Here is a 12,489-nt window from a genome sequence, read left to right as displayed (position 1 = left end):
TTAATTACTTTACTGTTTACTTACAAAATCACTAAGTCTATCAAAAACTGATCCCCAACCATTCATGAATCCCATTTTTTCTTGTTGTTTACAATATGCTTCTGTTGGATGAACTACATTAAATGTAAAATTAGTTTGATTCCCGTTTTCTTCAAATAACGCTTGTATTTCCACACCTTCTGTCATAGGTTTAAAATTAGCAGAGGAAATTATCTTTTTTAACTCTACAATTTCAGAATATATCCCATCAGCAATAAATTCTTTCCCATCTGGCATTAACATAACGTATTTCCAGGAGCCACCGATACTAAAATCATGCGTTACTATTTTAGTTTCCATTCCTTTTGGTCCCCACCATTCGACAATATGTTCTGGCTGCGACCAAGCTTCCCAGACTAGTTGAATAGGAGCGTTAAAGGTTCTTTTTAATGTTAATGTACGATTGTTTGTGTTACTCATTTTCTTTATTTTTTGATTGTAATTTGATTAGGTAATTTTCAAAAGAATCTAATTTGTCTTCCCATAGGTTTTTGTACTGCTCAATCCAAAGGAAAGCTGGAATTAAGTTTGTAGGTTGAATCAAGCAAAATCGTTCTCTACCTTGTTTTTCAATAGCAATGATTCCACATTCTTCCAGTATTTTTAAATGTTTTGATATTGCAGGACGACTTACATCAAATTTATCTGCAACAGAATTGATGGATAAGGTTTCTTTTGCTAAAAGCGAAATAATCTCTCTTCTAACGGGATCTGCAATGGCCTGAAAAACATCTCTTCGCATAATAAATGTAACTGATTGGTTACAAATACATATGTAATCATTCGGTTACGCAAATATTTTTAATAGTTTTAAATATTAATATACTTGGGTTAGGGCGTAGCTCGTATGATTATTAGATATAGTTTCTTGTTGATGTAAAGTGTTTGTTAGTTCGTTAAAAAACTTACTAAATTCGTAGTGATTTCATTTTTAGATAACTCAATAATTCTATACCCAAAAGTTTCATTATTTAACTTGATTTCATTCGGTAGTTTTTCCACTTGATAAGAACTTGCAGCAGTGACATATTGAGTAATGTTATTGTCAATACTTTTATCATTAAAATGGTAATGTCCAGAAAATATAGTAATCTCATTTTTAATGTTGAATAATATTTCTTTTATTTTAAGACGATTTTTTAGTGCATATTTCTTATCTACCGCTGCGTTAATAGCTAATATTGGATGATGTATAAATATGACAATCTTTTTTGTGGTTAAGAGTTCATTTTTTAACCAGTTTAATTGTTCTTGACCTATCATCTCAGTACTCGAATCCAAGAATATGAATTTGTAAAAACCTCTTTCCTGAGTATAGTATAACTCGGTTTGCGTCTTATCAATACGATTGTCATAGTGTTGTGTAACTTCATTAAAAGAATCATGATTCCCTAAAGAAATAGCAATATTGTATGCACGTAATGATTCAAAAAACCACTTGTTTGCAGATTCTTTGCCTATATCTCCTCCAAAAATGATTTCATCAATTTCTTTATCAGTAATATCTTTTAAGATGGTTTGCCAATTTTTGCGAGCATCTATTCCTTGATCAGTAGTAAATTGTTCATCTAGATGAATATCGGTAATGTAGGCGATTTTTGTGTTCATAATTTGGGTATGTTGGAAAAGGTGTTTTGAATTGTTGTGATATCCAATGTGTTTGTATGTATGGATTTTTGCTTGTTGCTTAGGTGAGCATCATATAAATCGTTATTTGTGGTTTAGTTTCATATGTAAAATTGGATAAGGTTTTCCAGAAGAATCTAGTTCAGAACGACCAATTGTTTCAAATCCATAATGTTCATAAAACCCAATTGCTTGCTCATTTTGTTCATTTACATCTACTTTTATAATATCTAGTTGCTGAACAGCATGTTCTACTAATGTTTTGCCTATGCTATTTCCTCTATATTCGGGAAGAATGAATAACATTTCTAAATTTTGATCTGCTACTCCCATAAAACCAATTATTTTTTTGTGCTCATTTCTAATACATCTTAATGTTACGGCATCTAGATAAGTATTCAGAATTAAAGGCTTGAAATACGCAATATCCTCTTCTTTTAGAAAGTGATGAGTGGCTCTAACTGAAGATTCCCATACATCTACAACTTCTGGGTATTCTGTTTTATTAATATTATCTATTTGATATTTCATCGTTTTAATTACCAATATAAAATTATTTTTATTTAAAATGTATCTTCATTCCTTCATGAGAATCTATAAATCCTAATTCTTTATAAAAATTAATTGCTTTAGGCCTCTTTTTATCTGTTGTTAACTGAAGTAAATGTGCATTTCGTTCTTTGGATCTCTCAATTGCCCATGTAAACATTGCTTTTCCAATTCCAAGCCCTCTTTGATCTTTTCTAACTCTTACCGCTTCAATTTGAGCTCTGATTCCTCCACGATACGTTAAATATTGAATAAAGGTTAATTGCAATGTTCCTATAATTTCAGAGTCTTCATTTTCTAATACAATTAATTCTTGATTTTGATCAGCATCTATTTGTTTAAAAGCTTTTAAATACTCCATTGGTAATGGTGTTTGAAAGCGCTCTCTTGTTTTTCCTAATGGATCATCAGCAATCATTTCTATAATGGTTGGGAGATCTTTTTTGGTTGCTTTTCTAAATTTCATATTGAGAAGATTTTAATGTAAAATAAGAGGACTTTTATAGATATCTTTTTTTGTCGAAACTGATTGATTGTATATTTAAAATTTTTAATCGTGTATTGAGTTAATTATGTTGTGTTTATGTATTGAAAACTATAAAAACGTCTATTTTAAATAAAAAAATATAATCAATACAAAAGCAATAATTTTATACTCTTGTGGCAATATAGAAAAACAACTGTAATATATCAGTACAGTGTATTTAGAACTTATTTTGATGGTAAAAGAAGACCATATAACTCTTCAATCTACTGTGTGCCAAATAATCAACAAAAACCTTTTTAGAATTGTTAATTACTTTGTAGTATGACTATTTTAATTCTGTAAGTGAAAGCTTATATTAGCAAGCATTCTACCCAAAATTTTATGAGTAAGGAAACTAAATATACCGAAGATAATATACGATCCCTCGATTGGAAAGAGCATATCCGTATGCGTCCTGGAATGTATATTGGTAAACTCGGAGATGGATCTTCTGCAGATGATGGAATCTATATTTTACTAAAAGAAGTATTAGACAATTCTATTGATGAATATGTCATGGGTGCTGGTAAGACTATTGAAATATCCATTCAAGGTGATAAAGTAATTGTAAGAGATTATGGCCGAGGAATTCCATTAGGTAAAGTAGTGGATGTGGTATCTAAAATGAATACTGGTGGTAAGTACGATTCCAGAGCTTTTAAAAAATCCGTAGGATTAAATGGGGTTGGTACCAAAGCAGTAAATGCTTTGTCGACTTATTTTAGAGTAGAATCTACACGTGATGGTAAATCGGCTTCTGCAGAATTTGAAAAAGGAAACCTTACAAATCAGGATACATTAGGTGAAACTTCTCGTAGAAGAGGTACAAAAGTTTCATTTGTACCAGATGACACTATTTTTAAACACTTTAAGTACCGTACAGAATATGTAGCCAAGATGCTTAAAAATTATGTGTATCTAAATCCTGGATTAACCATAATTTTTAATGGTGAAAAATATTTTTCGGAAAATGGACTTAAAGACCTGCTATCGGATAATATTAATGAAGATGATCGACTATATCCTATTATTCATTTGTTAGGAGAAGATATAGAAATAGCTATTACACATAGTAAGACTCAGTATAGCGAGGAGTATCACTCTTTTGTTAATGGACAACATACCACGCAAGGAGGTACACATCAAGCGGCATTCCGAGAAGCAGTTGTAAAAACGATAAGAGAGTTTTATGGTAAAAACTATGAAGCTAGTGATATTCGTAAATCTATAGTATCTGCTATAAGTATTAAAGTAATGGAGCCAGTTTTTGAGAGTCAAACCAAAACCAAACTCGGATCAACCGAAATGGGTGGAAAACTGCCAACGGTACGAACTTTTATTAATGACTTTGTAAAAACAAAACTAGATAACTTTTTGCATAAGAATTCTGACGTAGCGGAGAGTATCCAACGAAAGATATTACAAGCAGAACGAGAACGTAAAGATTTATCTGGGATTCGTAAACTAGCTCGCGAACGTGCAAAAAAGGCAAGTTTACATAATAAAAAACTAAGAGATTGCCGTGTACATCTTACCGATAGTAAAAAAGACCGAAATCTGGAAAGTACCTTGTTTATTACAGAGGGAGATTCTGCAAGTGGATCTATTACCAAATCAAGGGATGTAAATACACAAGCTGTTTTTAGCTTACGTGGGAAACCACTAAACAGCTATAATATGAGTAAGAAAATTGTGTATGAAAATGAAGAATTCAATCTATTACAAGCTGCGCTAAATATTGAAGAATCTCTAGAAGATCTTAGGTATAATAATATTGTTATTGCTACTGATGCCGATGTGGATGGAATGCATATTCGATTGCTGTTAATCACATTCTTTCTACAGTTTTTTCCTGAGGTGATTAAAGAAGGACATTTGTACATTTTACAAACACCACTTTTTAGAGTGCGAAATAAAAAAGAAACAATCTATTGTTATTCTGAACAAGAAAGAAGGGATGCAATTAATAAGTTATCTGGTAAACCAGAAATCACTCGATTTAAAGGGCTGGGAGAAATATCACCAGATGAATTTGTACATTTTATAGGTGAAGACATTCGCTTGGATCCAGTAATGCTGGATAAAGATAAGTCTATAGAAGAACTGTTGTCTTTTTATATGGGGAAAAACACACCAAGTAGACAAGAGTTTATTATAGAAAACTTAAAGGTGGAATTAGACGCAGTAGAAGAATAATCTAAAGGAATACAAAAAAGTGCCCGCAAAAAGGTATGGATATAGAAAACGAAAACGAAGAACTACATAACGATATAACTCCAGAGGACCATCAACCTCAGGAAGTAATTACCAAAGTTACCGGAATGTATAAAGACTGGTTTCTGGATTATGCATCCTATGTAATCCTGGAGCGAGCTGTACCAGCAATAGAAGATGGTTTGAAACCAGTACAGCGAAGAATCTTACATTCTATGAAAGATTTAGACGATGGCCGATATAATAAGGTGGCAAATATTGTAGGGCATACTATGCAGTATCATCCACATGGTGATGCTAGTATTGCAGATGCGATGGTGCAAATAGGTCAAAGAGATTTGCTAATTGATATGCAAGGTAACTGGGGTAATATTCTTACAGGAGATAGAGCAGCTGCATCCAGATATATAGAAGCACGTTTATCTAAGTTTGCATTGGATGTTGTGTATAATCCAAAAGTTACAGATTGGCAGCTATCCTATGATGGTCGAAAAAAAGAACCTATTAATCTTCCTGTAAAATTTCCTTTGTTACTTACACAAGGAGCAGAAGGAATTGCTGTTGGGTTGAGTACTAAAATTCTTCCGCATAATTTTATAGAGTTAATTGGAGCTTCAATAAAACATTTACAAGGAAAACGATTTACAATTCTACCAGATTTTCCAACTGCAGGAATTGCAGATTTTACAAACTATAATGATGGTAACCGAGGTGGAAAAGTCAGGGTACGTGCAAAAATCTCTCAACTAGATAAGAACACGCTGGTTATAAGCGAGATACCGTTCTCTACCACAACTTCTAGTTTAATAGATTCTATTCTAAAAGCTAACGATAAAGGTAAGATAAAAGTTAAAAAAATTGAAGATAATACAGCTGCAGAAGTAGAGATATTGGTGCATTTGCCAAGCGGTATTTCTCCAGATAAAACTATTGATGCATTATACGCTTTTACAAATTGTGAAACATCAATCTCTCCTTTGGGATGTGTAATTGAAGAAAATAGCAGACCAAATTTTATTGGAGTTTCGGAGATGCTAAGACGTTCTACAGATCATACTGTAGAATTGTTGAAGAAAGAACTAGAGATTCAATTAAACGAATTGCAAGAACAATGGCATTTTGCATCACTGGAAAGAATCTTTATCGAAAACCGTATTTATCGCGAAATAGAAGAAGAAGAAACTTGGGAAGGTGTTATTAAGGCTATTGATAAAGGCTTACAACCACATATAAAGCATTTAAAGAGACCTGTCACCGAAGATGATATTGTACGCTTAACAGAAATTAGGATTAAGAGAATATCCAAATTCGATATTGATAAAGCACAACAAAAAATCGAAGCCTTAGAAGAAGATATTGCGCAAGTAAAACACCATCTGGAACACCTTATAGAGTATGCAATCTCTTATTTTAAAAGATTGAAAGACACCTATGGTAAAGGAAGAGAACGTAAAACCGAAATAAGAATTTTTGATGACATTGAAGCTACTAAGGTAGTTATTAGAAATACTAAGTTATATGTAAATCGTGAAGAAGGTTTTGTAGGAACGTCACTTCGAAAAAATGAATATGTAACAGATTGCTCCGATATTGATGATATTATTTGCTTTATGGCAGATGGTAAAATGATGATTACTAAAGTAGATGCTAAAACTTTTGTTGGTAAGGATATTATCCACGTTGCTGTCTTTAAGAAAAAAGATAAACGTACGATTTATAATATGATTTATCAGGATGGTCGAGGAGGAGCATCTTATGTGAAACGATTTGCAGTTACTGGAGTTACAAGAGATAAAGAGTATGATTTAACTCAAGGGAAGAAGAGTTCAAAGATTACTTATTTTACTGCTAACCCGAATGGAGAAGCTGAAGTGATTACGATTTTCTTACGACAAGCAGGAAGTATAAAGAAATTAAAGTTTGATCTTGATTTTTCTGACTTGTTAATTAAAGGAAGAGGAGTAAAAGGAAATATTGTAACTAAGTATAATATTAAAAAAATTGAACTGAAGGAACAAGGGGTTTCAACCTTGAAGCCTCGTAAAATTTGGTTTGATGATACCGTTAGACGATTAAATGTTGATGGAAGAGGAGAGTTGCTTGGTGAATTTAAAGGAGAAGACCGACTCTTGATTATTAATCAAAAAGGAGCTCTTAAAACAATTGTACCTGAGATTACAGTGCATTTTGGTTCTGATATGATTGTGCTTGAAAAATGGAAACCGATGAAACCAATATCGGCCATTTATTGGGATGGAGAAAAAGAACGATACTATGTGAAACGATTTTTGGTTGAGAATGCAGATAGAGAAGAGGTGTTTATTTCTGAACATCAGAAATCATTTTTAGAAATTGTTTCTACAGATCATAGACCAGTAGCCGAAATTGTATACAATAAACTTAGAGGAAAAGATCAGAAACCAAATGACGAAATAAGCTTAGAGGATTTCATTTCTGTAAAAGGTATCAAGGCTCAAGGTAATCAATTAACTACAGAAAAGGTAAGACAAATAAACCTGTTGGACTCGTTACCATATGAAGAGCCTCAAGAAATACCAACTGAAGAAATAGAAGTTATAGAGGAAGAGGCGGTGAGCTCAGGTACTAAAAACAACACTAAAGAAAGCGACGGAAAAAACGAAGATAATACAGATCAAACAACTCTTTTTTAGCGTCTTAAGTGTGATTATTTAAAGTGTTTGTTTACTAGTTAACTTCAAAAATTTAGAACTATATTTTAGAGTAAACTTCTTTCTGCAAGAAGTAAAATAAACTGTGCATATTTGTCGGGATTAACAATAGCTTGGCTTAAGGTCATAGTGTCATATCCATTGTCTTGCATGTAAGTATCATTAGAATTAGGAGTGGTTCTAGAAAACCCAAACCTTAATACGGTATGACACATTTCGTGGATTATCACACCTATTTGATGATCTGCGCTTAAAGTAAAAAAACCAGAATTTAAATAAATATTTCCATGTTCTCTAGATCTCTGATCGGTATGTACATGAGGTCGGGATCTAACAGAATACGCTATTATCCTATTGACAACATTGTTTAAATCATTACTACTTTCGTACACTCTTATAAAATCATCTCCATCCATATCGCTCCAAGAACGCTGTACTTCATAATGCGTAGCATGTCTATTTAGTTGATTAAGATTTCTGGAAATAGAATCAATAGAATAACCATAATCTCTTAAGAATCTATTATTAGAATTCGTTCCGTTTCTTCTGGTATATGAGCTGTTATTTCTCTCAAAATAATAAAACGAATTGAATAAAGCATTTTCAATTCTAATTCGATCTCCCGTACTAACAGTACTCTGACGACCAATTGTTATGTAATCATGTAGTGCATAATGGGCTTGACGAATAAGAACGATCGCATTACGATAGGCTATTCTTGTTTGTCTATATTCCGTAGAACTAAAATTCGCAAACATAAAAAGAGTTTAATATCAGATGATGATGTAGGTTTGTTGATATTTAGAGCAATAGGGAATAAAAATATTAGTATTACTAATATATGAAAATTGGTTAAGATACAGTTTGATTTTGCAGTGAGTAGCTATGATTTTTTAACAAATTTGGTCAAAATTACAATATGTTGACCACTTACTTTACCTTCGATATGTTCTGGATTATCATGTACTAAAGATATGTTTCGAACTGCGGTTCCACGTTTTGCAGTAAAATTAGCTCCTTTTACATTCAGATCCTTTATCAGAACCACGTTATCTCCAGCTTGCAATACAGCACCATTAGAATCTATATGTTTTATGTTGTTACTTTCATCTTTGCCTTCTCCTGTAGCTTGAGCCCATTTTAATATGTCATCTTCTAGATACAACATATCTAATAGATCTTGTGGCCAACCTTCAGTTCTTAATCTAGATAACATTCGCCATGCAATTACTTGTACACCTGGAACCTGACTCCACATACTGTCATTAAGACAACGCCAATGATTCACATCCATTGTTAATGAATCTTCGATTTGCTTTTTACAGGTTATACATATCAAAATACTGGAGTCTAATCCCACATTAGGCGATTCTGGAATATCATATATCGACAAGTCATTAGTAGTACTACATAATTCGCATACAGATCCACTACGATCTTGTAATTCTTTTAATTTACTCATTTGTTTTAGTCAATACGTTAGGATTAGTGCTTAAGAAAAATAATAATGTATTCTTTAGTCTTAATCTTCTTGTTTCTGAGGCTTCCCGTTTTTTCTTAGTTTAAAATTGATAAACTCCACAAATAGAGAAAATGCAATCGTGAAATATAAATATCCTTTAGGTATGGTACCTACTTCTGTATTAAATATTTGGAGATGTGCAAGATGTGCAGCTTCTGCAATCAACATGAAACCGATTAAAATTAAAAAAGAAAGCCCAAGTATCTGTATAGAAGGGTGTTTGTTTACAAAACGCCCTACTGGAGTAGCAAATACCATCATAATCAAAACAGAAATTACTACAGCAATGATCATTATAATTAATGCATCAGTTGGATTATCACTTAATCCATTTGTCATACCAACAGCGGTAAGAATAGAATCAAAAGAAAACACTACATTAATCAAAGTGATCTGAACGATAGCTTTGGATAGTGAGCTAGAACTTTTGGCTTGAATTTCTTTTTCTTCTTCTCCTTTTTCATCTACTTTTTCATGAATCTCATGAACACTTTTATATAATAGAAACATTCCACCTCCAAAGAGTATTAAGGATTGTCCACTGATTCCTGCTTCAATCCATGGGAGATTGATATGCCAGAAAGGAGCTTCCATAGCCACAAGTAAAGAAATTCCAAATAACAACACTATCCTCATTACCATTGCCAATAACAACCCTATATTGGTTGCTTTTTTTTGTTCTTGATCTGGTAATTTGCTTGAGGCTAATGAAATAAATATGATGTTATCAATACCAAGTACAATTTCAAGAAATGTTAATGTTAACAGGGCTACCCAGGCATCTGCGGTTGTAAAAATCTCTAACATTATTTAATTTTTTTAGCGGTTCCTCTTTGTTTATTTTTTTTTGCGCCTACCAATCCATATTCAAAAGTATAAGTGTCTTTATCGGTAGATAATATTTTCATATGTATAGCTTTTTCTTCTGCCATATTCTTTGGATGCAGTTTTTTTACGATGTATTCACAATCATTTATCCATCGAATGCTAGCGGTATCACTTTTACCCTGAAAAAAATCAATCTCAATAGAATCATTACGAATAAAAGTAGTTTTAGCTAGTTCTCCGTTAAGATAGGTCTCAAATTCAAAAGTACCTGTTTGAAAATCCGTACAATCCCGTTCTTGTTGGTAACAACCCGAAATAAAAATGATGATAAATAATAGAAAAGCGACTCGCTTCATAGATTTTTTATAAGAATAAACGAAAATAAATTTATTTCAATAGATTCTGTAATATAGACAAGAAAAGTTGTTAAGATTTTTTAATTCTTGAACACATCAAATGTACCATCTATATAAAAAATTACGATCTGGCTAATCTCTTTAGTGGTAGACAAAACCTGTCTAACAGGTTTTTCCGCTTCAGGAGTAGTATTTATATCTGGTTTTGAAGTAGATGTTTGTGGTGAGAACAAATCTTGTTTCGATGTGATTTGTTCTGTAATTTTCGTTGGAGTAGAAGGTGGCGTTAAAGTTTGAGGTTTTATCTGGTCAATACTTGTAGGTTTTTCAGATTTAGGAAATGTGCCTTTTCCATACAATAACCAGTATAATTCAGCTTCGGGATAAGCTTCGGTAATTTTCATTACAAAATCTAAACTGGGTTTGTTTCTACCAGAAAGAATATGCGAAATAGAAGAACGTCCAACGCCCATCGCATCAGCAAATCCTGACGCAGAAACATGATAGAACTTCATGATTTCTTGTATTCTTTTTCCGAAAGCAGCTGTGTTGACGATTGTAAACAGATTTAAGTTAGCAATATGATTACAAAGGTAAACAAACGGTTTAAAAAATGAGTTTACATTTGTAAATTACTAAAAAGAATCGTTACTTAATATTAAATATACACTTTAAATAAATGTAATTTAAACATTGAAAAACAGAATATTAGCAATATTTATAAAATGACCCTTGTTATTTGTTAATAACTTAAGGTTCTTTTTAAATCGATATAAACATGCTGTTTAACATTTTAAACAAACAAAGATAAATAGTTGTTTACATCTGTAAATGCGGATAATTTACAATTGTAACAATAATTGAAGTTTACATCTGTAAAAATTAAATTAATTGTTATGAATCTTCCTTAAACAGTAGTAATTTAGACGCTTTTATAGATTTATGAATACTCACGAATTATCGAATTGGTTTACTACATACAAAGAGCTTTCTTTATATGGACGCTATATACATTTAGAGCATATTAACCCTCTAATAGAAATTTTGTCAAAAAAAGACTGTGTTGAATTTTTAGGTACTTCTGAAAATAATGCACCTATCCATCTTATAAAATTAGGTAATGGACCTAAGAAGTTATTATTCTGGTCTCAAATGCATGGGAATGAAAGCACTACTACAAAAGGAATTTTTGACTTTATAAATATGCTTAATGATGGTTCTAATGAACTTTCTAAACATATTTTGACATCCTGTACTTTATATATAATACCTATGTTAAGTCCAGATGGAGCAAAAGCATATACAAGACTTAATTATAACCAAGTAGATCTTAATCGAGACGCTCAGAATAGAACTCAAAAAGAAAGTGTAATTCTGAGTAAAGTGATTCAAAGAGTTCAACCCCATTATGCTTTTAATTTGCATGGACAACGCACTATCTTTAGTGCAGGAGAGGTGAATTCGTCTGCTACTGTTTCTTTTTTGTCTCCTGCTGGTGATAAAGATCGCTCTATAACTCCCTGCAGAAAGATTGCGATGGAAATCATATCAGAGATCAATACTGTATTACAACAATGTATTCCAAATAGTATAGGAAGGTATGATGATGGTTTTAATATCAATTGTGTTGGTGATACATTGTCGGATATGGAGATACCGACCATATTATTTGAAGCAGGACATTATAAGGATGATTATGGTCGTGAAAAAACCCGAGAGTTTATTTTTTATGCGCTTATTAGAGCAGTAGGATATATTTCAGAAAAAAACGTAACAGGAGAATATTATCAAAAATATTTTGATATTCCTGAAAATGGCAAATGTTTTTATGACATTATCATAAGAGATGTAATTTTGGATAAAAAAAATGTGGATATTGCCATTCAATATACCGAGAAGTTGTCCGAAAACGCTGTCAAATTCATTCCGAAAATTGAAAAAATTGGAGATTTAGAAAAATTTTATGGACACAGAGAAATTATAGGTAATAAAAGGGAAATATATAACGAAAACGTTACAGTAGAGGTAGTTCGAGAAAATCAGTTGTTAAAATTCAGGTTAAATGATGAATTATTCTCAACAGAATTGAGAAAAAGTTGAAAAAAAATGTATGAAAACATTATTTTTCTGTTATTTTTG

General features: G+C 32.0%; 13 protein-coding genes. 3 read left to right on the top strand and 10 right to left on the bottom strand.

The window, feature by feature from the left end:
• Positions 1–9 precede the first annotated feature (9 nt).
• From QBK95_RS09175 to QBK95_RS09155, 5 genes are all read right to left on the bottom strand, one after another.
• Positions 10–459, bottom strand: coding sequence for an SRPBCC domain-containing protein (locus QBK95_RS09175; protein WP_280932865.1), 450 nt, complete (start codon positions 457–459; stop codon positions 10–12).
• Positions 452–781, bottom strand: coding sequence for an ArsR/SmtB family transcription factor (locus QBK95_RS09170; protein WP_280932863.1), 330 nt, complete (start codon positions 779–781; stop codon positions 452–454). The genes QBK95_RS09175 and QBK95_RS09170 overlap by 8 nt, the downstream gene beginning before the upstream one ends.
• Positions 782–927: 146 nt before the next feature.
• Positions 928–1,647, bottom strand: coding sequence for a metallophosphoesterase family protein (locus QBK95_RS09165; RefSeq protein WP_280932861.1), 720 nt, complete (start codon positions 1,645–1,647; stop codon positions 928–930).
• A 102-nt stretch (positions 1,648–1,749) separates the two neighbouring features.
• Positions 1,750–2,196 carry an acetyltransferase gene (locus QBK95_RS09160; protein WP_280932859.1) on the bottom strand — a complete coding sequence of 149 codons (447 nt, stop codon included), beginning with the start codon at positions 2,194–2,196 and terminating at the stop codon, positions 1,750–1,752.
• A 28-nt stretch (positions 2,197–2,224) separates the two neighbouring features.
• Positions 2,225–2,680 (bottom strand): GNAT family N-acetyltransferase, encoded by a 456-nt coding sequence (locus QBK95_RS09155; protein WP_280932857.1) that lies wholly within the window; start codon positions 2,678–2,680, stop codon positions 2,225–2,227.
• Between the two features lie 402 nt (positions 2,681–3,082).
• On the opposite strand from QBK95_RS09155, the gene QBK95_RS09150 reads away from it, so the two are divergent.
• Together QBK95_RS09150 and QBK95_RS09145 are read left to right on the top strand one after the other, a co-directional pair.
• Positions 3,083–4,936, top strand: a complete 1,854-nt coding sequence (locus QBK95_RS09150) for a DNA topoisomerase IV subunit B (protein ID WP_280932855.1) — start codon at positions 3,083–3,085, stop codon at positions 4,934–4,936.
• A gap of 35 nt (positions 4,937–4,971) precedes the next feature.
• Positions 4,972–7,626 carry a DNA gyrase/topoisomerase IV subunit A gene (locus QBK95_RS09145; RefSeq protein WP_280932853.1) on the top strand — a complete coding sequence of 885 codons (2,655 nt, stop codon included), beginning with the start codon at positions 4,972–4,974 and terminating at the stop codon, positions 7,624–7,626.
• Positions 7,627–7,691: 65 nt separating this feature from the next.
• Here the strand turns inward: QBK95_RS09145 and QBK95_RS09140 are convergent, their stop codons facing one another.
• The 5 genes from QBK95_RS09140 to QBK95_RS09120 form a co-directional block, all read right to left on the bottom strand.
• The gene (locus QBK95_RS09140; protein WP_280932851.1) at positions 7,692–8,402 is read right to left on the bottom strand and encodes a M35 family metalloendopeptidase; all 711 of its coding nucleotides are present in this window, start codon (positions 8,400–8,402) and stop codon (positions 7,692–7,694) included.
• Between the two features lie 125 nt (positions 8,403–8,527).
• Positions 8,528–9,106, bottom strand: a complete 579-nt coding sequence (locus QBK95_RS09135) for a PhnA domain-containing protein (RefSeq protein ID WP_280932849.1) — start codon at positions 9,104–9,106, stop codon at positions 8,528–8,530.
• Between the two features lie 60 nt (positions 9,107–9,166).
• Positions 9,167–9,973 carry a TerC family protein gene (locus tag QBK95_RS09130; RefSeq protein WP_280932847.1) on the bottom strand — a complete coding sequence of 269 codons (807 nt, stop codon included), beginning with the start codon at positions 9,971–9,973 and terminating at the stop codon, positions 9,167–9,169.
• Positions 9,973–10,350 carry a DNA topoisomerase IV gene (locus tag QBK95_RS09125; RefSeq protein WP_280932845.1) on the bottom strand — a complete coding sequence of 126 codons (378 nt, stop codon included), beginning with the start codon at positions 10,348–10,350 and terminating at the stop codon, positions 9,973–9,975. Before QBK95_RS09125 ends, QBK95_RS09130 begins: the two co-directional genes overlap by 1 nt.
• A gap of 80 nt (positions 10,351–10,430) precedes the next feature.
• Positions 10,431–10,877, bottom strand: coding sequence for a helix-turn-helix domain-containing protein (locus QBK95_RS09120; protein ID WP_348637332.1), 447 nt, complete (start codon positions 10,875–10,877; stop codon positions 10,431–10,433).
• 415 nt (positions 10,878–11,292) lie between these two features.
• On the opposite strand from QBK95_RS09120, the gene QBK95_RS09115 reads away from it, so the two are divergent.
• Positions 11,293–12,450 carry a M14 family zinc carboxypeptidase gene (locus QBK95_RS09115; protein WP_280932841.1) on the top strand — a complete coding sequence of 386 codons (1,158 nt, stop codon included), beginning with the start codon at positions 11,293–11,295 and terminating at the stop codon, positions 12,448–12,450.
• Positions 12,451–12,489 lie beyond the last annotated feature (39 nt).

It is taken from the genome of Aquimarina mycalae, from assembly GCF_029906345.1.
Taxonomy (GTDB): Bacteria; Bacteroidota; Bacteroidia; order Flavobacteriales; family Flavobacteriaceae; genus Aquimarina.
Note: the sequence above shows the minus strand (reverse complement) of the source record. Positions and strands in the feature narration are given on the sequence as shown.

Bases quoted from the DNA above. Each gene is read 5' to 3' on its own strand.
- QBK95_RS09175 (WP_280932865.1), bottom strand. From the start codon at position 459: ATGAGTAACACAAACAATCGTACATTAACATTAAAAAGAACCTTTAAC.
- QBK95_RS09170 (WP_280932863.1), bottom strand. From the start codon at position 781: ATGCGAAGAGATGTTTTTCAGGCCATTGCAGATCCCGTTAGAAGAGAG.
- QBK95_RS09165 (WP_280932861.1), bottom strand. From the start codon at position 1,647: ATGAACACAAAAATCGCCTACATTACCGATATTCATCTAGATGAACAA.
- QBK95_RS09160 (WP_280932859.1), bottom strand. From the start codon at position 2,196: ATGAAATATCAAATAGATAATATTAATAAAACAGAATACCCAGAAGTT.
- QBK95_RS09155 (WP_280932857.1), bottom strand. From the start codon at position 2,680: ATGAAATTTAGAAAAGCAACCAAAAAAGATCTCCCAACCATTATAGAA.
- QBK95_RS09150 (WP_280932855.1), top strand. From the start codon at position 3,083: ATGAGTAAGGAAACTAAATATACCGAAGATAATATACGATCCCTCGAT.
- QBK95_RS09145 (WP_280932853.1), top strand. From the start codon at position 4,972: ATGGATATAGAAAACGAAAACGAAGAACTACATAACGATATAACTCCA.
- QBK95_RS09140 (WP_280932851.1), bottom strand. From the start codon at position 8,402: ATGTTTGCGAATTTTAGTTCTACGGAATATAGACAAACAAGAATAGCC.
- QBK95_RS09135 (WP_280932849.1), bottom strand. From the start codon at position 9,106: ATGAGTAAATTAAAAGAATTACAAGATCGTAGTGGATCTGTATGCGAA.
- QBK95_RS09130 (WP_280932847.1), bottom strand. From the start codon at position 9,973: ATGTTAGAGATTTTTACAACCGCAGATGCCTGGGTAGCCCTGTTAACA.
- QBK95_RS09125 (WP_280932845.1), bottom strand. From the start codon at position 10,350: ATGAAGCGAGTCGCTTTTCTATTATTTATCATCATTTTTATTTCGGGT.
- QBK95_RS09115 (WP_280932841.1), top strand. From the start codon at position 11,293: ATGAATACTCACGAATTATCGAATTGGTTTACTACATACAAAGAGCTT.